26 protein-coding genes are annotated in these 19,565 nt (G+C 39.7%); 24 read left to right on the forward strand and 2 right to left on the reverse strand.

Going from position 1 to position 19,565, the window contains the following annotated elements:
- Nucleotides 1-344 precede the first annotated feature (344 nt).
- Nucleotides 345-878, forward strand: coding sequence for a hypothetical protein (locus RWS24_RS02400; protein ID WP_314365052.1), 534 nt, complete (start codon nt 345-347; stop codon nt 876-878).
- 6 nt (nt 879-884) lie between these two features.
- On the opposite strand, the gene RWS24_RS02405 is transcribed toward RWS24_RS02400, so the two are convergent.
- Both RWS24_RS02405 and RWS24_RS02410 read right to left on the reverse strand, forming a co-directional pair.
- The gene (locus tag RWS24_RS02405) at nt 885-1,763 is read right to left on the reverse strand and encodes an ImmA/IrrE family metallo-endopeptidase (RefSeq protein WP_125402092.1); all 879 of its coding nucleotides are present in this window, start codon (nt 1,761-1,763) and stop codon (nt 885-887) included.
- Entirely contained in the window at nt 1,760-2,122 is a 363-nt protein-coding gene (locus RWS24_RS02410; RefSeq protein WP_125402090.1) for a helix-turn-helix domain-containing protein, read from the reverse strand. The genes RWS24_RS02405 and RWS24_RS02410 overlap by 4 nt, the downstream gene beginning before the upstream one ends.
- 672 nt (nt 2,123-2,794) lie before the next feature.
- Here RWS24_RS02410 and RWS24_RS02415 point away from each other — a divergent pair.
- The 23 genes from RWS24_RS02415 (at nt 2,795) to RWS24_RS02525 (ending at nt 19,453) form a co-directional block, all read left to right on the forward strand.
- On the forward strand, nt 2,795-3,097 hold the full coding sequence (locus RWS24_RS02415; protein WP_125402088.1) for a hypothetical protein: 303 nt from the start codon (nt 2,795-2,797) through the stop codon (nt 3,095-3,097).
- 319 nt (nt 3,098-3,416) lie between these two features.
- Nucleotides 3,417-3,704, forward strand: a complete 288-nt coding sequence (locus tag RWS24_RS02420) for a hypothetical protein (RefSeq protein WP_002918291.1) — start codon at nt 3,417-3,419, stop codon at nt 3,702-3,704.
- A gap of 26 nt (nt 3,705-3,730) precedes the next feature.
- Nucleotides 3,731-3,985, forward strand: a complete 255-nt coding sequence (locus RWS24_RS02425; protein ID WP_002918288.1) for a hypothetical protein — start codon at nt 3,731-3,733, stop codon at nt 3,983-3,985.
- A 1-nt stretch (nt 3,986) separates the two neighbouring features.
- Complete coding sequence (locus RWS24_RS02430; RefSeq protein ID WP_002916228.1) at nt 3,987-4,214, forward strand: hypothetical protein; 228 nt, start codon at nt 3,987-3,989, stop codon at nt 4,212-4,214.
- Nucleotides 4,215-4,310: 96 nt separating this feature from the next.
- On the forward strand, nt 4,311-4,628 hold the full coding sequence (locus RWS24_RS02435) for a hypothetical protein (RefSeq protein WP_002916227.1): 318 nt from the start codon (nt 4,311-4,313) through the stop codon (nt 4,626-4,628).
- Between the two features lie 10 nt (nt 4,629-4,638).
- Nucleotides 4,639-5,037 (forward strand): hypothetical protein, encoded by a 399-nt coding sequence (locus RWS24_RS02440; RefSeq protein WP_314365059.1) that lies wholly within the window; start codon nt 4,639-4,641, stop codon nt 5,035-5,037.
- 52 nt (nt 5,038-5,089) lie between these two features.
- Entirely contained in the window at nt 5,090-6,748 is a 1,659-nt protein-coding gene (locus RWS24_RS02445; RefSeq protein ID WP_314365062.1) for an FtsK/SpoIIIE domain-containing protein, read from the forward strand.
- Nucleotides 6,749-7,008: 260 nt separating this feature from the next.
- Nucleotides 7,009-8,235 carry a replication initiation factor domain-containing protein gene (locus RWS24_RS02450; protein WP_314365063.1) on the forward strand — a complete coding sequence of 409 codons (1,227 nt, stop codon included), beginning with the start codon at nt 7,009-7,011 and terminating at the stop codon, nt 8,233-8,235.
- Nucleotides 8,232-8,507, forward strand: a complete 276-nt coding sequence (locus RWS24_RS02455) for a hypothetical protein (RefSeq protein WP_314365064.1) — start codon at nt 8,232-8,234, stop codon at nt 8,505-8,507. Before RWS24_RS02450 ends, RWS24_RS02455 begins: the two co-directional genes overlap by 4 nt.
- Complete coding sequence (locus RWS24_RS02460; protein WP_314365065.1) at nt 8,494-8,883, forward strand: hypothetical protein; 390 nt, start codon at nt 8,494-8,496, stop codon at nt 8,881-8,883. The genes RWS24_RS02455 and RWS24_RS02460 overlap by 14 nt, the downstream gene beginning before the upstream one ends.
- Nucleotides 8,884-8,886: 3 nt before the next feature.
- Entirely contained in the window at nt 8,887-9,045 is a 159-nt protein-coding gene (locus tag RWS24_RS02465; RefSeq protein WP_314365066.1) for a hypothetical protein, read from the forward strand.
- Between the two features lie 28 nt (nt 9,046-9,073).
- Nucleotides 9,074-9,346, forward strand: a complete 273-nt coding sequence (locus RWS24_RS02470) for a hypothetical protein (RefSeq protein WP_032908048.1) — start codon at nt 9,074-9,076, stop codon at nt 9,344-9,346.
- A gap of 44 nt (nt 9,347-9,390) precedes the next feature.
- On the forward strand, nt 9,391-9,501 hold the full coding sequence (locus RWS24_RS02475; RefSeq protein WP_312022644.1) for an LPD11 domain-containing protein: 111 nt from the start codon (nt 9,391-9,393) through the stop codon (nt 9,499-9,501).
- Nucleotides 9,498-9,968 (forward strand): hypothetical protein, encoded by a 471-nt coding sequence (locus RWS24_RS02480; protein WP_125402076.1) that lies wholly within the window; start codon nt 9,498-9,500, stop codon nt 9,966-9,968. Before RWS24_RS02475 ends, RWS24_RS02480 begins: the two co-directional genes overlap by 4 nt.
- Nucleotides 9,969-9,983: 15 nt before the next feature.
- On the forward strand, nt 9,984-10,220 hold the full coding sequence (locus RWS24_RS02485) for a hypothetical protein (RefSeq protein ID WP_002927205.1): 237 nt from the start codon (nt 9,984-9,986) through the stop codon (nt 10,218-10,220).
- A 79-nt stretch (nt 10,221-10,299) separates the two neighbouring features.
- The gene (locus RWS24_RS02490) at nt 10,300-11,256 is read left to right on the forward strand and encodes a conjugal transfer protein (RefSeq protein WP_314365069.1); all 957 of its coding nucleotides are present in this window, start codon (nt 10,300-10,302) and stop codon (nt 11,254-11,256) included.
- Nucleotides 11,257-11,273: 17 nt separating this feature from the next.
- Nucleotides 11,274-11,507 carry a TcpD family membrane protein gene (locus tag RWS24_RS02495; protein ID WP_002927209.1) on the forward strand — a complete coding sequence of 78 codons (234 nt, stop codon included), beginning with the start codon at nt 11,274-11,276 and terminating at the stop codon, nt 11,505-11,507.
- 4 nt (nt 11,508-11,511) lie between these two features.
- A complete protein-coding gene (locus tag RWS24_RS02500; RefSeq protein ID WP_032908047.1) occupies nt 11,512-11,940 on the forward strand; it encodes a TcpE family conjugal transfer membrane protein in 429 nt (142 codons plus the stop codon).
- Complete coding sequence (locus RWS24_RS02505; RefSeq protein ID WP_002927214.1) at nt 11,924-14,437, forward strand: ATP-binding protein; 2,514 nt, start codon at nt 11,924-11,926, stop codon at nt 14,435-14,437. The genes RWS24_RS02500 and RWS24_RS02505 overlap by 17 nt, the downstream gene beginning before the upstream one ends.
- Entirely contained in the window at nt 14,437-16,788 is a 2,352-nt protein-coding gene (locus RWS24_RS02510) for a hypothetical protein (protein WP_314365073.1), read from the forward strand. Before RWS24_RS02505 ends, RWS24_RS02510 begins: the two co-directional genes overlap by 1 nt.
- Entirely contained in the window at nt 16,785-17,855 is a 1,071-nt protein-coding gene (locus tag RWS24_RS02515) for a phage tail tip lysozyme (protein ID WP_314365074.1), read from the forward strand. The genes RWS24_RS02510 and RWS24_RS02515 overlap by 4 nt, the downstream gene beginning before the upstream one ends.
- A 55-nt stretch (nt 17,856-17,910) precedes the next feature.
- Nucleotides 17,911-18,249 carry a DUF771 domain-containing protein gene (locus tag RWS24_RS02520; protein ID WP_002927224.1) on the forward strand — a complete coding sequence of 113 codons (339 nt, stop codon included), beginning with the start codon at nt 17,911-17,913 and terminating at the stop codon, nt 18,247-18,249.
- A 52-nt stretch (nt 18,250-18,301) separates the two neighbouring features.
- A complete protein-coding gene (locus tag RWS24_RS02525; protein WP_314365075.1) occupies nt 18,302-19,453 on the forward strand; it encodes a site-specific integrase in 1,152 nt (383 codons plus the stop codon).
- Nucleotides 19,454-19,565: the final 112 nt, after the last annotated feature.

Raw genomic sequence — 19,565 nt, forward strand, 5'->3', positions numbered from 1 at the left:
AGAGAATAAAAGGAACAAACCAAGCTGACTCTTATTAGCATTCTAAATCTTATAAGCCATTTAATAGTAAAAGTCTTCAATATCCATCACACTAATTGAGTATAAATTTACAAACAAAATCAAAATTCAACCTTCCGCTTTAGCTTGAAAATAAATACTAAAGAGACAACAAAAAAACGAAGCTAAAATGCTTCGCTAAACTTAAGCTATACCGGCGGCCGGTAAAAATTACTTAAAAATAAGCAAATACAAAAGAAGGAAACTAGATAAATCAAGGTTTTGTCACTTATTTAGTAGTATATAAATTTTAAAGGTTGACCAAATGGGTGACCAAATTTTTCAAAATGGATAAAATAAGATGCAATAGTTTTGGGATTATACATTTTATTTTATCTATTTTATGGTATAATATCTATAGAAAACATGGAGGTGGAGAGATGGAAGAAAAATTATTTAATAAAAAATTTGTTTGGAGTATTCTTGGAGGTATTGCAGCTGTAGCTCTTGTTGTGTATTTGATTATCATTAATAGTACTGGCGGGGTAACCAATTTGGGCAATAGCTTAGATGGTACTTACTACGTTTATCACCGTAATAGCAACACAGTCATTGAAGATAATATCTTGAAAGTTGATGGGAAAATGGCTCTATTTAAAGATGCTTATTGGGTAAAAAACGGTGACGAAAATGAGGGGGATATGTGGCGTGTAGATACTGAAAAACAGGTGATTGAAGTTCAAGAAACAAATTTACATGAATATCCTTATGTTTTAAAAGATGGTGTTTTAACATTTAATAACGATTCATACGTGAAGGAAGGTTCAGAGATTTATAAGAAGGCTAAAAAAATGTCTGAATGGGATTATGAAAACGACTAGTAAAGATTAGTCGTTTTTATTTTGTAGATCATATAAGGCAAAATTGACAGCTCGTTGAACTTCTTTTTCAGTCATTTTTTTGCTATTCCAGGCATACCAGAGAGTTTTACCTCGGTCATATTTGGACCAGGTCTTAATATCGGGGAATATTCTTCTTACTTTTTGGCAAAAGGATTGATCTTTAAGCTCTGGTAATTCTTTGTGAGTAATAAAGTCTTTTTTATCTAACAATAGTTTTAGTCTGTCCGTGGCAGCTACTTGAATTTTTTCATAGTTGCTGATGATATTGTCTTTGATAACATCCAAAAGTGTTAAAAGCTTTTGTTTAGCGGCTGTGCCAGCTCTAAAGCTTGTGACAAGTCCTTTAGCTTTAGGATAGGTTATATCTGTATAGTACTGAAATAATTGAGTTAATCGAACTTCTAGGGCCTTGTTTGAAACAGATAGGTCGTGCATGACTTCTTGATAAGATTTTTTTTGGTAGAAAATTTTAGTCAGGAGCACAATGTCTGGCATTAAAATAATAGAAGCAAAGTAATCTGCTTCTAGTTCCTGAGTGGTTTTATTTGCTAAACTTTCGGTAAAAAAATTTCCATTATGCTTTAAAACAAGATGGCCTAATTCATGACACTTTGTGAAATTCTGTCTCTCTTGGATGCAATCTTCTTCATAAGAGATAGAAATTCCTTGGGAATCAATCATAGTAATGCCTGAGATTAGATCATTTTCAATATGATGTTCTAAAACCTTGAAATTGTATTTTTCTTTCATTGCTTGAAAGTACGTTTCAAAGGAATAGCTGAGCAAAGAAATATTATGTAGTTTGATGAATTGATAAATTTCTTTTCTGGCGAAGTCAGCAATATTTCTATAAATGGGATTCATTTTTGATTTTTATCTTCTTCAAAGGCTTTTCTGCGCATTTCAATAAAATTGTTAATGTCAATTTTAAATTGCTCTTGTTGTTCTTTTGTCAGATTAAAGTCATCTACAGTTTTTCTAAACATGAATTCTGCAGACTCTAAAGTTGACTCCGGCTGTTTTTTTACATCAGTATTCCCTAAAAGATAGTCCACAGAAACATTAAAAAGTTCGGCGAACTTTTGGAGTGTTTCTTTGGAAGGTTCACGTCCACCTTTTTCCCATCTAGCATATTGTGGCTGATTTATTCCAAGGGTTTCAGATATTTGTTTCTGTGTAAGTCCTGCCTCTAAACGCAGGGCTTTCAGTCTTTCTGGAAACATGAGATAACCTCTTTTAAAAATATTTTAAATTTTTTCAAAAAATTCTTGACATTATATCCGAAAGGTTATATAATATAAATATATCCAATAGGATATAAAATCTAATCAAAGTTTACTCAACGTTATTATTGGATAAGTAAAAAATTGAGCAGTAAGGTTTGATATATAGATTCATTTAGATCTTTGAAAATTTTAAAAAAGTGCGTCGGACAGTTCCCACTGAAACCAACCAACACACTTAACTGTAGCAAGTTAATTATATCTTAAAATTGACGATATGTCAAACTTAAGTTTTGGGGGTTAAAAGCGAGGGAGGCTGGAGTTGTTCTAGATTCTGAAAATCTAAGAGCACACGCACCAGCTTTTGCCTGATGAGCTGGCTTGGATGAATCATCAGGAACTGCTGGCCCTGGTGGGTCGGAGACGCAGGCAGAGGCTCTGTTGGAGTGAGACATCAACCTTTATGCTGCGTGGGCGGTAGCCAGAGTATGACTTCTGGTGAAGAATGAATATGCGAAGATAGGAGCATATCCTAAACAGATTAGTCATCTGTTTAGGAAAATGGAAAATTTATAAATAAAATTATAGGCAAATTGCTTTCGTAGTAATTTGCTTTTTCTGTTTTCTTAAGCAGATGATTGCTGATTATCTTAATAGAAAGGAGGCTTATCCATGAGTAAGTGGTTTTTAAATTGGTATCGAAAGCAATTGTTATTAAGTGTATTGAAAAATCGTAGTAAAAACAATGATGTGGCTTTATTTTTTTCTGATCGTGGCTTTATCATTGTGAAAATGGAAAAGAAAGCAAATATTTGTTTTGCTGCTGATTTACCCGAATTTGACCAGGAATATTTGAAAATGTATATTGAAGATGGTCAATTTATTATCTATGGTGGCCAAGTGCAAACAGGAATGATGCGGTTTTTGCTGAAAACAAAAGCTAAATGGACCAATATTGTAATGTGGAAAGATTGAGGTGAGAACATGCTAAAGAAAGTATTATGGTTTATGTTTGGAACGTTACTACTAGCTATTTCTCTTTCTGTTTTTGTTTTTTTGCTGATGATTATGATAATTTTTAAATTTGTGAAAGGGGGATAGATGAAAGTGATATGATGTATTTCGGTTGGAAAGGTGGTAGAAAGGTGAGGGAAGATGAATTTTTTAGTTATCTTTTTATTTTCGCATTAGCTATTGAGTTTATTTGGATAGTTGTTTTCGTTTTGACGGATCCAGATTATATTAGAAATGTTTTTTGTCAGTTCATGCAGTTGTTTAAGTAAAGGAGGATGAAATGGATTTATTTGAAGAAATAAAAAATGAGACTTTTGTAGCTTTGGTTGTAGATGGGGATGATCAAGTCCTAAAACTTTATGACAACTATGCAAACACTGAGTTTTCAGGAAGTGTGACAAAAACAGAAGACGGGTATGTGCTCAGACTACAAGATTCTTTCTTTAAAGAAAGCCGCACGATTAGAACAGCTAATGCACAAAGAATTTATGACGAACTCTGGCAGTTAGAAGCAGGCTTGTGTAAAGTTCATGCAGCGATGCCGGACTATCTGATTTGTTTTGAGTAAAGAGAAAGGAAACTGGATGAACAGGAATGAATCATAGTAAAGTTGTCATCGCTTATTATCAATCGGGTTATCGTAGAATCTACGATAACTTTTTATTTTCTTTTAAAATTTATAAAAATGATAGGCTGATGTTAAAACGACTCTGTAAAAGCAGCTTAGAGGCCTTGGAACGATTAAGCAAACAATCCATAGAAAGAGATAAAATCGTGACACAGTCTCTCATGCTGCCATACAAGAGACAGATTGAAAAACAGTATCGAAAGCTGCAGAGAGGAGTTTGAAATGCGTTATTTTGAAAATCGATTTGAAGGAATATTGGAAAGGTTTAGATTTTCCCTGCGGATGTACAAGGGGGATCCAGCGCACTGTGAGCAGTGCTATCAGGAGAGCATGGGAGAGATGGATGCAATTTTTCACCGTCACGATAGCCATGACGCTTTTTCTAAGCAGCTGATGGACTGTCGAAACAGCTATAAGCGTCAGTTGAAAAAGGAATATTTGGGAATCTAGGAATGAGGTGGATAGATGATAATGGCTCGTGCTCCTGCGGCTGCTTTCTAAGTAAAAGCAAACAGAACAAATAAAAGAAAGAAATGAGGAATACACATGGCAGATTTGCAAGTGCTCCCTGTGGGGCAAGAAGTGATTGGAAAGACAGGACTCTTTGTCCTACCAAACTTTACGGAACGACCAGCGACTACTTATAATGACGCATACCGTGACTTTGAAGTCAGCGGAGATGTGCAAAATGGTGTCCGGATTCGGGTTTATGGCCTGGAAAACTCTGATATTCCCAAAGATAAGGGAATGCAGAAAATTGAGAGCCTGACTGGTCTTGTGATGACCGTTGGGTCCGTCCGTTCTCGTGGGAAGTCTAAAGATGAAATCGTCTTTGAAGCAAAGAAAATGAAATTGGCGAAATAAGGAGGCAACTATGACTTTTGTAGTAGAAAAATTTAATACCAGTACCGATCCTTACAATCTGGCAAACCTTGGCAAGCTGACCTTTGTTGGTTTCCGGGAAGCATTTGATATTTCCGAAGACGGGGAGCGAGAGGCTCATGCTACCCACATTGAGGTCTTCTCAGATAAGCTCAATGATGTTATTGGCCTGAAATTGCCGGATGGCTACCATCCCGAAGAAGTTCCTTTCATGTCTGAGATTGAGGTGATTGGCAAAGCTAGTCCCTTTATCTATAACTTTAACCGGACAGTCAACCAGCGAAATGCGGATCCTTATGAAGTCCGCTCCTATGGTTTCGCTTTGCGGGTAGATGGCTTTAAGAAGGCAGCTGCTCCAAAAGCAGACAAAGCACCTGAAAATAAGGGGTAAGACTGAATCAACCAGATTCGGTCTTTTTTTATTGGACTAGGAAGGAGAGGAAATGTCTGTTTTACACTCCATTTTCCGCTATAAGGGGGTGCGAATTCGGCCTTGGATGATGAAAATCCCCTTACTCTTGTATGGCCTTCTGCTGCTTCCTGTATGGCTGGCCTTGGGCTTCCTGCTCTACATTCGCAGAGAAGATGTTCAAGCTCTGAATCAGACTTTACTGTTAATGGTGGGAGCCGGATTGTTGCTGAACTTTTTCTTAGCTGCTTTTCTCAATCGCTTCCTGGAGGAGCGGCTGCTCTTCTGGAAAAAACTATTTCGCATGAGTATCCTAGCTCGTTATCTTTATGAGCGAGGCTACTACTACGAGAAAAAGAAGAAAGATGCGGGCGAGAAAAGGACCATCAAGTTCCCAAGAATTTACCTCAAGCAAGGCCGTTATGAGCTGGAGGTCATGCTGGAGCTGTCCGGCTCTAAGTTTCAAGACCAGTTTCTGAAACTAGGCGGAGACTTTGAAACAACTTTTTTCATGGATTATATTGAGGATAACTACGAAGAAAAATTTATCGTTTACAAATTGGCCTATTCTGCTTATCTGAACCGAATCCATGCGAAGGATGTAAAAGTTGTTAAAGGCAAAGGACTAAAACTGTCTAAATCTGTGTACTGGAATTATGTCGAAAATCCTAATTTGCTTCTTGCTGGGGGAATTGGCGGCGGGAAGACAGTCTTTTTGCGTTCTCTTTTGGTTGGAGCAGGAAAGGAAGGAGCGGCTTATCTGTGTGATCCAAAACATGCCGATTTTGTTCCCTTAGCCCGACTAGAGGTCTTTAAAGACCGAGTTTTTTATACCAAAGAAGACATTGTCGCCATGTATGAGCGGTTCGAACAAATAATGGAGGCTCGCTATGCCTACATGAATCAACTCATGGAGGAGCGAGGCGAGAAAGAGTTGGGGAATTTTGAAAAATATAATCTAAAGCCCGTTTTTCTGATTCATGATGAAGTGAATTCCTTCATGTCTTCTCTTGATGGGAATGCTTCTTATGGTTTGTGGGAACGGTATCGAAAGGCGGATGATAATGTGACGTTAAAGGGCCGTCAGGCGGGTTGTTATATCATTAAAGCCTTTCAGCGTCCTGGTCATGACGACCTGCCGCTGAAAATCCGCTCTAATATGATGTTCCATGTCACAATGGGCCGCCTAGATGAATATGCTTATGCGGCTATGTTCGGGGAAGAAAACAAGCATAAGAACTTTCGTAATGTGTCTTATTTAGCAGGAAAGCGTGTCTATGGTCGAGGCTACTGTGCCAATTTTGGCGACCAGGCTCAAGAATTCTATGCTCCCTTGATTGACAAAGATTTCAATTTTTATGATCTCTTTGAGAAATATGAACGGATTGAAAATCCTTTTGATCCTCTGGAGGCAGGCAGCCAACAACAGCCTGCTTCACCTGTATCAGAGAATCAGGTTTTAACTCGTAAAGAGGCTTTACAGGCTCTGCAGGAAGAATTTTCCAACCTGACAGACCGAAATATCCGAACGGTCTTTGATCTCTTAAAAGATGGATTCTATCCCTTTGAAACTGGAGAGTCCGGCAGTCCAGTCATCAAACAAAAAGACTTGGCGGCCTTTCGTCAGGTCTTTGAAGAGAGGGAACGCTCTGATAAGTCTTATAAACAGATTGTTCAGGAACAATTTGGCTAGGGCAGACAAGCGAACAGCGCCAGCTTAAGCGGTGAGGCGCTGGGCGCTTCTGCCTAGCTGAAAGCGGCCGGCCGTGAGGCGGGCTGCTTTCATGTAACCCCCTGTATGTTAATAAGGGGGTTACGGTGAATCACAAAATCATGAATGCCTTGAGACTCTAGCTTTCAAGGCGATTTTAAAAATTGCTGAAAGAAAGACTTTCAGCGGTTTTTAAAGTCGAAAGACTGACAAATTAAAAAAGGAAGGTGAATCTATGCTATATGAAAGGGATTGAAACAAAGGACATGGAGAGGCTGCGTCTCTACTTGGGTTTTTCCAAGAAAGAGTTTAGTCGGCTCTTAACCATTTCACCAGCGACCTATAACCGCTACTTGGGAAAGGACACGGTGTCTTTTAAAAAGGTCGGTCTGCCTCTGCAGGAGCTGCTGTCGCTGAACTCAACATCTAGTGTCCGCTTAACTGGCCGGATTGACTATATCCGCTTCCGCTTTCGAACTTTGGATTGGTTAGGAGTGATAGATAAAGTCTTTGGACTGAAAAAGAAGCCCTTTATCCAGTATGACTTTGGTCGCTACGGCTACAGTATGCTGGAAAATTTCAATTTTATCAATGTCTATCACTCGGAGAAAGACGAGAACATGGGGACGTTAGTTGAAATGACCGGGCGGGGCTGTCGGGAGTTCGAATGGTACTTGAAAAATGAGCAAGGGGGCCGAACCTGGCAGGAGGTTGTAGAGGTAGCTCTGGCTTATGCCAAGAGGAAAACCCAGTCCCGGGAAGAGGCGGCCGATTTTCTCAAAATCACCCGCCTGGATGTTTCCCTAGATGAAACCTATAACAAGGATGGGAACTATAACTTATACAAGCTCAAGGTAAAAAAAGAGCAGGGCTTGATTCAGTCTAAAATGCGCTCTTTCAAGTTCATTGATGGGGAAACGCAGAACCAGGCAGACGGCTGCTCAGTTTATTTTGGCTCTAGGCAGTCATCTGTCCTGTTGAACTTCTATGAAAAGGACTTTGAACAGGCTCACCAGTCCAAGGTGTCGCTGGAAACCATTCGGGAGCTGTACGGCTATAAAAACCGCTATGAGGTCCGCATGTTCGGTGATAAATCTCATGATTTCCTCCTGGAGTGGTACTATCAGCGGGAGGATATGGCCAAAAAGGCGGTAGGCGTTATCAATGACAAGCTTCATGTCTATGCCAAAAAAGGCAAGCGCCTGATTCTGGATCCAGACTGGTACAAGCTCATGGGGAGCTTAAAAGCCTGTCAGTTTGTGACGGCTCCTCAAGAGGTGGCTATAGCAGAAAAACAATACCGATGGTATGAGCGGGTCGTAGCTGGGACCAGAAAGTTTCTGGAGGAAGTGGAGGCTGTTACGGGTTCGGGTCGACTTGCAGAGATAGAGGAATATGCGGAGATTCCAGAAAAACGGTTGAAAGAACTGGAATGGCTACAAAAAGGAAGCAAGGAGGCAGCAGGTTGAAAAAGATTGAAAGAATTACTCCAGATTCGATGGCAGTTGTGGACCGTGAACGCTTATTTGTTCAAGTAGAGGGAAAAGCAGATTTAGTCTTTGCCAGTCAGTATTTTCCTACCTATCGGGGGTCTTACCGCTTATTGCAGATTCCCGTTATCCCATCCGAGATCCAACCTCGCTTTCTGCGGGACTGTTCGATTGATTGGGACCGGATGCCGGAGGGAATTACGGCTTTAGTAGAAACTAGTAAGCAAAGGAGGGGAGATGGCAAATCTTAGTCTGTTATTGAAAAGTCAGTTGCAGGAGAAAGAAGATTTGACTCTTGTCATAAAGAATTTAGTTCATTTGATTCCAGCTCATTCCTTCTACTATCCAGAAGTGCGCCATCATCCGACCTACCGAGATTACCAAATGGACATCCATTGCCTGGTTCAAGACGTGAGAAAGTACAAGCGTCCCTCTGATAAGGAAATGCTTGGCTCGCTGATTCAGCAGTATGAGGAAGAATTAAGAAACTTAGTAAAGGATAAGCGCCGCTGGCTGGAAGAAAATTTGTTGCGGCTGGAGAAAGACCAGCAGATTCAAGATATTTTGTTCTTTGCGGCTAAATACCACAAAGAAAAGTTTTTATTGGAAACTAAGGCAAGGAGGTAGGCCATGCTTTATAGATTTTGGGAACCGCCTGGTATTGTGGAATGGGTAGGCCTGACCTTTCCAGATAAGCTGATACAAGAAAAATCTAAGAGCTTATTCTGGAAGCAGGTAGAACAAAGAAAATCCCGTCCTCCTCCTGCCGTCTACACCAGTGAATACTAGAGAACTTGAAAGAAATGAGGAAAAACAGATGGTACAAACACGTAACGAAACAGATAAGAAGGTCTTGGCTCTTGCGAAAGAGGCAGGGACATTGCTGGTCAATCATAAATATGATGAAGTCTGGCCGGTGATGGGACAGTTAAATAGTTTGATCAAGAAGAAAGACGATTTGACCTTGCCGGGTTACATGGTTGAAGTTTTGGAAAAGTATACCAGGGACTACTACCATCAAAATGGTATTGTGACCCAAGCTCACAAAGCCATGACCGCTATTGGCGGGAAACTGTCGCAGGTGGAATAAGGGAGAGGCAAATGCCTCTTTTTTTTGTTTGGAAGGAGACCAGAATGACACAACATGCAACGATTACCAATACCCGGACCGGTCAAAAGCCTGAGTGGCTGACTTGGGAAGAAATTTTACAGTATGAAAGGAGAATGACCGAGGAGGACAAATGATTGCAAATATTCGAGTGCTGACAGATGGCAATAGCCGGGCCTTATGCCAGTTGGATCTGATGAAATTCAGTAAAGAGGCGGTATTGGCCAGAATGGATGAAAAAGGAATCACCGAAGATTCCTTTTTTATTTGTGGTTTTCTGGATTGGGAGGTTGATTCAATCATGTCTCTGCAGGAAGCCTATTTTTTAAAAAAAGTGATTCTGGAGTTGTACGATGGGGATGATTTTTTGGTACAACACATGTTAAAACATCATCAATCTCCCAGCTTTATCATGACCCACTACTACCGCTTTGTCTCTAAAGATGAGACTGCTTTGATGAAGCAGCTCCTGGAGGGGGCTGAGATGGATAGCGTAGTGGAATTTTTCTTCCAGGCTTCCAGCTGGGTTAGGGCCATCCAGGCTTATATAGATCAGGGAGTGGTACTTAATACCAGCAAAGGGTTCTATGTATTATGTGAATGAAGAAAGGAGGTAAGCATGTCTGTTTACACTATTCATAAGGATTTTTCGAAAGAAGAAAATCCTTACTCAGTTTGGCGTGATGACGGGGAATTGATTGAGGATGACTTATCGTACGGCGAAGCGGTTTATTGGTGTTTTAGGGAGCTACAGAAGTATGTAGATCAAGCTAAGCTGACGAAGCAACAGATGGATGCCGTGATGGGTGATATTGAGGCTTATGATGAGCTTGTTCTTAAACTGTTTCCGGCATAACGTTAGAAAACTTTCTGTTTTATCGGACAATTTTAAAAATGTCCGCTTTGGTGGAAAATATATGTAAAGGAGAATAAATTTGAATGTAAAAAAATGGTTTTTTCAACTAAAAAAGGAAGTTGGGAAAGTAAAGTTTCCCAAACCAAACAAAAGCAAGGTAGAGCTGAAACCTCGGAAAATCAGCCAGAAGACAGCTAATCGTTTGCTTCTGGGCTTTGTGGCTGGGGTTGTACTCTTATCGGCTCTAACCATTGTTTCTAACACTTTTCGTAGTTTGAGGAATGATAAAAACCAAATTCAGGTAACAAACAAAAACACTCGAACCTATTCTAACCAGGTCAGTCTCTTTATGACGGACTTTTTAAATGTCTATTTCTCAGAAAATAATGCTGAAAATCAAGCTAGACTCAAGGAATACTACGGTTCAGGCATTGATATTAAAAATACAGAAAACAACCGAATGGATAGTCAGCTAACAGGTGCTACTCTGGTAGAGGTAACAGATAATCTAGCGACTTATCGGGTAACTTATTCTGTTAAGAAAGGGGAGGAATGGCAACCAAACTATGGCTTGCTTCATATCCCTTATGCCGTTAAGGATAATAAATTCTATGTTTCAGACTTGCCTTATTTCACTAAGGAAAATTCTTATGCGGCCAAATATGTAAAAGCTGGTATCCACTTGCAGGACCAGCAGGATAGTAAACAAGAGTTTGACAAAGCCAAAGAGTATGTCAAAGCTCTATTTACAGCTTATACCAGCGGTGATAAAACACAGCTAACCCCTTTTTCAAAGGATATTCAGCCCTTGGAAGGTTACCAGCTGACATCTATTGATTATTCTTACTTTATTACGGATAAGGACCATAAAGATAAGCTAGTGGATGTACTGCAAGTTACCTTTACGGACGGTTTGGGGCTGTCCCATCAAGAAAATTTTGTGGTCACTTTGAAAGTAGATAAAGAAAATGATACGTTCCGTGTTCAAAGTTTTGAGCATGGGATTGCTGAAAAATACCAAAAACAAATGAAGTAAAGGAGAGTAGGTAACGAATGAAAGAAGTTATCCTTTTATTGTTGAAAGACGTAGGGGCTTGGGGTGCCCTTGGAATTGGTGCAGGAGCTGGTATTGTTACGTTTTTAACAGATCGGTCCGGCGGAAAAATTTTGAAGTCTATTGGAATTGGTTTGGCCGTCGCTTTTTTCTGCTACCAACCAGAATTGGTGTTGAACAAAGTCTCTGAAATCTTGTCTACACTGGTCAATCTTTTCAAGATTGGTGGGTGAGGCAATGGCATTTGAGAAAAAAGATAAGCGATTATATCACTATCGCTCTGCTTTTGAGCAGCCAACCTGGATTCAAAAATTTTCCGATCGTTTTTCTCTGCCTAACGCAATCAAGCTGTCTACACTTGGCTGGACGGCTTTTTTGTTTTTGGCTTATTATTGGCTGTTTTCAAATTTTGTAACGAAAGTTATTCCAATTCCTATGCCGTTTTGGATTGGGGTTGGGACACCTATCATTTGGAGTTCAGGGATTGTCCTATCTGATTTTACGATTGAGCAGCAGAAAATCAGTCGTTTTATCCGTGACTATCTAAAATTTTATCGGGTTTATGGCCGAAAACGTAAGCTGAAATATCTGAATGATGGTATTTTGTATTACAAACCAGATTATATCTTAAAGAAAGAGGGGAAATTGAGTGAAACTAACGAATGAAATTGTAGATATTGTTGATAACCTGATGTTAAAAAAAGATGGCAGTGTCTTTGCCTTGTATGAGGTTAATCCCCAAGACATTAATCCAGTAGACTTTACCAAAAAGGAAAAATTTAAGGCATCTGTTGAAGCCTGGTTAACTAATATTAAAAACTATGGCGACGTGGATATTGTCATGCTTCCTTTTCAAAAAGACCTACTAAAAAAATTTCAGAAGCTTTCTCAAAACTTTGCGATCGATACCGAAGCTATGGCCTATTCAGTCCTTGAAAAGTCCTATGATTATCTGTTGTCATCTAAAGAATTATGCGACTATCATTACTTTATCAGTATTCCTCTGAAATCTTTTACTATTTCCGTGGACTTAAAAGAAGTAATCAAGGATTCTATCAATACAGCTTCTGATTTTCTGGTAGAGAGCTTGGGGCTTCAAAAAAGCATAATGGAAGGGTGGGAATTAAAGTACGAAAAACAACGGGCAGAACTGGAAAAAGATTTGTCCCTGCTCGATTATCGCCGGCTGTCAACTCGAGAGACGATTTTTGTTAATCGCTATTCATATTTACATTCTTTGAACGTTGATAAAGAATATGAAGTGAATTTGGTTGAAAATTGGATTGATAACCTGGGAGACAAGAATATTGATTACAAGCGTATTAATGTTCTGGAGTTCCAAAATGAAGAAGGCTCTCAATATGTTGCTTTTCTTCCAGTGGCTTATAAGCCAGAAAATGCCTCCTATCTGCATTTTATCGAAAAAGCGCAGTCATTAGGGTTTCCGGTAGAAGTTTGGACCAAGGCTAAGTTTGCCAAGGTCAAGGGGCTGCCCTTTAACAATATCCGGACCAAGGCCCGCAATGTCCGCTTGAAATTGAAAGGGGCTCAGACAGAATCTGCAGAAGCAGATAGTGTACAGAAAAATTCTGTTGGTCAGAGTAAATATCTGGTAGAGGATATTGAATCTAAAATTGAAGATGGTATTCCTATTCTTAACTACCTGCAGACTTTGGTCGTTTTTGATAGCGATTTGAGGGTTTTAAAGCAGAAAATTAACTTGCTGATGGAAGAAATGAAAAGTCGTAAAATCAAAATCTCTCGGGCCACTCCTTACCAATTATATCTGTTTGCCAAAAATCGCTTTGGAGAACTGCTTCAATCCGAGGATAAAAACTTTATCCAAATTGATGAAGTCGGAGCTTTAGCAGAAGACTTGTTTTTTGTCACTCAAAAAGTTGGTCAAGATACTGGCTTTTACTTTGGGATGATTGACAGTCAGCTGAGCTCTTGGCACGGTCGTTATGAAGAGGCTATAGCCGTTTCTGACAAACCGGTCTTTGTCAATATTCTGGAGGCGAATGAAAAGGTAGAGGGAAAAAGTACCGATAATCCGCATATCTCTGTTACAGGTGATACTGGTCAGGGGAAAACTTTTGCCATTTCTTACATTTTCTATTATGCTAGTTTGCTGAACTGCCAAACGCTCTACATTGATCCGAAAATGGAAAAGCGCTACTGGTATAACAAACTTTTGAAGGAGCTGGAAGAAAAGGATATCTATCCAGAAATTCAGGATTATATCCGGAGCATCCACTTTGTGACTTTGGATTATACAAAACCTGAAAATCATGGAGTGCTGGATCCATTGGTCTTTTTAAGCGGGGAGCAGGCAAAGGACCTGATTCTTTCAATGGTCAACGAATTCATGCCTCTGGATGGTAAGGATAAATTTGAGACTGAACTTTCTAAGATGATTCGGGTCTTTGCGGCCAAACGGGCCAATGGTGAAAAAGTAGGAACCTTGTCCGTCATTCAAGAATTGATGAAATCTGATGTTGAGAAAGTCCGAGAGACAGCTGAGAATCTATTGGAAAAAGTGACTGCTTCTGTATTGAGTTTGGTCTTTTCAGACGGTACCAATTCAGCCGTTGACCTGACTGCTCGTAATACGATTCTGGAAATTGCGCATTTGGATTTACCAGCAGATGAACACTCAGAATTGACCTTACAAAATAGAAAAGCTATGGCGGTGCTCTATGCTTTGGGTGATTTTTGTATTAAATTTGGTGAACGAGATTACGGACAAAAAACTGTAATTGGTCAAGATGAAGCCTGGGTATTGAGTATCACAGCTTATGGCCGAGGCCTCCAGGACCGGATCAAACGGGTTGGCCGCTCTCAAAATAATTTCTATGTTTTTACTTCTCAACTGCCGGAAGATTCCAACCGAGCAGACGGAGAAGCAACATCATTTGGAACTTATCTTTGTTTCCATAATGATACTCCTGGATCTGCTGAAAAGGTCCTCTCTCGTCTCAAAGTGGAGGTGACAGAAGATAGTAAGGCCTGGTTTGATAATTTGACCAAGGCCCAATGTCTCATGAAAGATACGCACGGTCGGGTAGAACGGATTACCGTTGATGGCCTATTCTTCCCAGAAGTTAGCAAACTTTTCAGAACAGTTCGCAACCAAGAAAATCAAAAAGAGGAGGTAGCTTAATGAACAAGAAACGGATGAAATGGATTTTCTTCATTCTTATCTTGACTTGTTTTCCCGTAGTTCTTGTATATGCCAACGGTGCTCCGATGCCAGGTGCAAATAATTTTAATACAAATACTCCTGCTTCTAATACTGGAACTGGAGCTCCTCAACCAGGAGCCAACGGATTTAATACGAACACTTCACAGAATAATTCCAATACTGGATATGCTCCTCCTAATATACAGGAAGCGCAGTCTAGAGAGGCTCAGAATAAAAAGAAAAAGGAGGAAAAAAAGAAAAAAGACGAAAAAAAAATCGAAAAAGATGACGATTATCAATCTATTCAAAAGAAAGCTGAAAATGTTGACAAAACCCTTAAGAACAAAAATGCTTCTACCAAGGATATTAAAAAAGCTGGGGAAGATATAGAAGATATTAATAAGTATATTGAACAGAACAAGGACAAGGAAGATGCGTCTCAAATTCAGGGGCTGAAAACAACTCAAAATAACTACAATGAACAAGTGGGAAGTAAGCTAGATGATGCCAAAGCACGGGAGGAAGCTCAGGAATACCTGGACAATGCCAGAGAAACAGTCAATCCAGCAGATATGTCTAAGCTGACTTCTTACATTTATGTAGAAGGTGGCTTCTTTAATTCTGATGATCTTTTTCCTAAAGCCGTCAATGCAATTGCTCAAGGAATCTTTTTCTTGGTCAAAGCAATCTATTGCTTAGTTATCATCATTTTGGAACAGGTTTTTACAGCGAACACTTATAAAGAACTAGATAAGGTTGTTGGTTTCTCGGCTAACTTTTTCAATACTTTCATGACGGACTATAAATATCTGGTTTATGGATTGGCTCTTTTTGGTGGCCTGACAGAATTTTTCAAAACTCGCCGGTTTCCTATTTGGTCTTTCCGCTTTCTTTTGGTCTGGTTTGTGGCGGCCTTACTTTATCAGCCAGCATACTTTCAGCCTAATTATGGTGATTCCCAGGTACCTGCAAGTTATAATCTTTCAGTCCTAGTTAAGATGGCAGACGGACTGGGACAAGATATGACTTCTACTGCTATAAAAGGATTTGATACTATTGATGCAGATAATGCAACCTTGTCTAGTCAAAATGGCAAAAATAATATTGATTCTGTTAAAAATGCAATTTTCGACAAGCTTGTTTATGAACCGTTTCTTGCCCTTAACTTCACATCATCAAATAAAGATGACATTCCAGTAGACAAGGTCAAAGATCTATTTACAACAAAAGGTGACCCAAAGAAAGTTGAAGATTTTGCAAAGGGAAATGAAAAAATTGAACAAGTTTCCTTTGGTTCGGTTGGTGTCAAGATTTTCACAGCCTTTGCGGCCTTTATAAAAGCGCTGGTTATTGGCTTTGCTTTAATTGTCATTGGGTTAATCTCAATTGTCTTTAAATATCTTGCTTTACTTATTATTGTTTGTTCGGTTATTTTGCTCTTTATTGCTATGATTCCAGGTTTTGAACAAGTTCTTGGCAACGCAAGTAAGAAACTGATGCAGTTTGCCTTATTAGGCGGTCTTGGTCTCTTCTTTGTGCGAGCTTTTCTGTATGTCAATGGCTTGGTCGAAGGTGCCGCTGGCGGTATGAACGATATTTATTTTTGGTCTGCTATTATTCAAGGGCTGATTTGGATTGTTCTCTATCGTTGCCGTCACCTGTTGGGCGGTCTCTTTGTCAAGGGGACCATTTCCGCTCAGGAGTTGGCTCAGAAAGCTCAGTTTAACTTTGATCGCTTTTCTATGCCAAAACTTTCTACAGCTACAGAAAGCTATGGACCTAGTCAAACTGTTCGACCGGCTAACTTTTCCTCTGATACTATTCCTGTGGCATCCCCTCAGGCAAGTTTTAAAAAGTCCCTAGCTACCTTGTTTAGGGCCGGTAAAAATGGAACAGTGCAAGTCTATGACCGCTTAAGATATGGCAAGGAAGACACATTGGATAAGCAACTGTCTCAACAACGGAGGGCAGATTTCAAGCGTCAGTTGCAAGATCGAGCAGAAGGCTTACAGGACTTGTTTGCAGCTGCAAAAGGTGAGTCTCTCAGAGCTAAGGTCCATGACTTGGCTGGCGATACAGATACACCTGTCCAGTTAGCTCATCAAGAGCGGCAATACCGTAGACAAGAGCGCTTGGAGCGTACAGAGAAGCGGCGACAAGATTCTATCAATTTTGACCGTTTCCGAGATGAAAGGCGTAGAAATATGGAACCAGGATTTAAGAATGATTGGAAAGAGCGTTTGTCAGCACCGAAGTTGAAACGAGAATGGCAAAAGCAGCAATACCAAAATAATCCAGCGGATGAATTATTTGAGAAAGGGGTAAAATGAAAGCAATTAAGCGAGGACTAATCGGGTTAGGGACTGTTTCAGTCCTTTTCTTTACTCTTGTTTTTCTGGTGATTGGCAGTGGTTCAGTTGATTCTCAAACTTATTCGGCTACTTCTGGAGGGATTTCTGTTTCTGCCCAAGAGTTTGCCCAGAAATTTACAGAGAAGACGGGCCGTCAGTTGAGTGAAGAAAATGCACAGACTGCTTTAGATTTTGGAGCCCGGCTAATGAACCAGCACCACTTCACCTTACAGGGGACAAGTGGCAGTCTGGCTGTAGCTTATCGGGAATGCGGCTTTGATCATACAGCCGTTAATCCTAGTGGTGGTGTTGCCGGTTTCTATCAGTGGTCTGGGTGGTCCAGTACCATTAATGGTGATCGCTGGGCCCAAGCCAAAGAAAAAAAGCTAGATAAGCAAATCCAAATAGACCTGATGAGTGCTGAATTAGAGGGGCATTATGCCCAAGTGGTCGAAAAGGTTGGACCTAGCACAGATCCTAAGCAAGCAGCCCGAGATTGGTCGCAATATTATGAGGGAGTAGCAATCAGTGATTCTCAGACCAAAGTCAGTGATATTGAACAATGGGCGGAGGTTATCTATGATATTTTAAAGGATGCCCAAGCAACCTTTAATCAGGATAATAATACAGGTTCTAGCTCGGTAGCTGTACCAGAGGGCTGGGGGAATATCAGCCAGTATGACGGTCATGCTTATGATGGTAGTGGCTCTTATCCAGCAGGCCAGTGTACATGGTACGTGTTTAACAGGGCAAAACAGCTCGATATCCAGTTTGATTCTTACATGGGAAATGGCGGTCAGTGGTGGCAAAAAGCTGGTTATAAATCTAGTCATACGCCCAAGAAGCATACTGCTGTCTCGTTTGTCCAGGGGCAGGCTGGCTCTGATCCTACTTATGGCCACGTGGCATTTTGTGAGGAGGTTAGGTCTGACGGTTCAGTCTTGATTTCTGAAATGAATGTTGTTGGGGTGCCAGCTATGACAGTGGGCTACAGGGTTTTCGATGCCAATACGGCTAAGCAGTTTTGGTATGTAGAGGGACATTAATAAGCAAGTCTAAGAAATAGGCTTGCTTATTATTTTGTGAAAGGTGAGACAAACTATGAATAAATTGATTGTTAATTTAGAAAATATTACTATTGCTCTTCCAGAAGATAAAGTCATTATTGAAAAGGGAGAGTATGAGGAGCTGAAAAAGAATGCTAACAAAGGGAAATATATGACCATGAGTGAGCTTTTGGAGCTGCTTTCAGTTAGTCGTCCTTGGTTAATTGAACATATCCTTTATCGGCCATCGATTAAACAGGAAATTGATATTGAACAAAATCCCAAAGGTTTTGTTAAGTATCCAAGCGCTCAGGGTGGGAAATATTTGTTTTTAGCTTCAAAAACAAAGGAATACTTTGAAAAGAATTTTCGGGAAATTCTTATTGGAGCATGATATAATAGTCGAGACAAAGTCTTGATTATCGCTTTTTTAGGAAGGGGTAAATATGGCTATATCATATAGACAGCGAGGTAAGAAGAAATTATGGGACTATAGGGTCTTTGACAGTAAAAAGAAAGTGATTGCATCTAATTCTGGTTTTCGAACAAAGAAAGAAGCTCAGATTGAAGCTCTTGCTTTTGAGATGAAAGTAAAAAATGGAGTAGTCGTTGATAGAGAAGTTACTCTGTATCAGTTATGGGAGCGTTGGTTTGAATTACAGATTCTACCTTTAGGAAAATCAGAATCTGCTTTAAACAAACATAGATTCCGTGGGAAGATTATACAGAAGTATTTCCAGGATAAGCCGGTATGTGATATTCGATCAAGTGAATACCAGGAAATTATAAATGTTTATGCTAGAACAAATAGTCGGGATAATGTTAGCCGTTTAAACTCTGAAATTAAGAAAGTCATTATTTTTGCAAAAAGGGATAAGATTAATATTCATGATTTTGCTGAAGGAGTTATATTGTCTGGGCGACCTTCTCCTAAAGGGAAGAAAGATAGGTATATCCATAGTCTAAAAGATTATGCACGCTTAGCAGTTTATCTTGAAGAACAATTGGATTATAGAAAATCTGTAGTTCCTTTCCAGCTATATGTGCAACTAAAAACAGGGCTGCGGGCTGGTGAAGTTTCGGGATTGAGTTGGGATTGTGTTCTCTGGGAGCGTCAAGGTATCCGTACCTATCGTCGTTATGATACAGTAAGAAGACGATGGACAAAGCCTAAAACTGAGGACTCTATCCGATTTATTCCAGTTGACTTTAAAGTTATAGAAATCCTTAGAAATTTGAAAAATATCCAAGAAGAATTATTGCCATTCTATGGACTAGAGAATCCAGACAATGTAGTTTTTTTTGATATATTCAATGGTATAAGTAGCAATAATACGGTGAATAAATGGCTTAAAAATATACTCCAGGAGTTGAATATTAAACCATTAAATATGACAAGTACAGGGTTAAGGCATAGCTATTGCAGTTCTCTTCTAGCAATGGGGATTGATATTTGGGCTGTTTCAAAGCTTATGGGTCATAAGGATATAACTGAAATAACAGAAACTTATGGACATTTAATCAAAGAAAAAGCAGATGAAGAGAATAATAAAGTAAGAAATCTATTGTCTCGGCTAAATGAAAAAGTGCAAAGTTGACCAAAAGTTGACCAAAAATAAAAGAAACGCTGATAAACCAACGTTTCTAAAACTTAAGCTATACCGGCGGCCGGGGTCGAACCGGCACGTCCTTGCGGACACTGGATTTTGA

Source organism: uncultured Streptococcus sp. (genome assembly GCF_963528215.1).
Taxonomy (GTDB): domain Bacteria; phylum Bacillota; class Bacilli; order Lactobacillales; family Streptococcaceae; genus Streptococcus.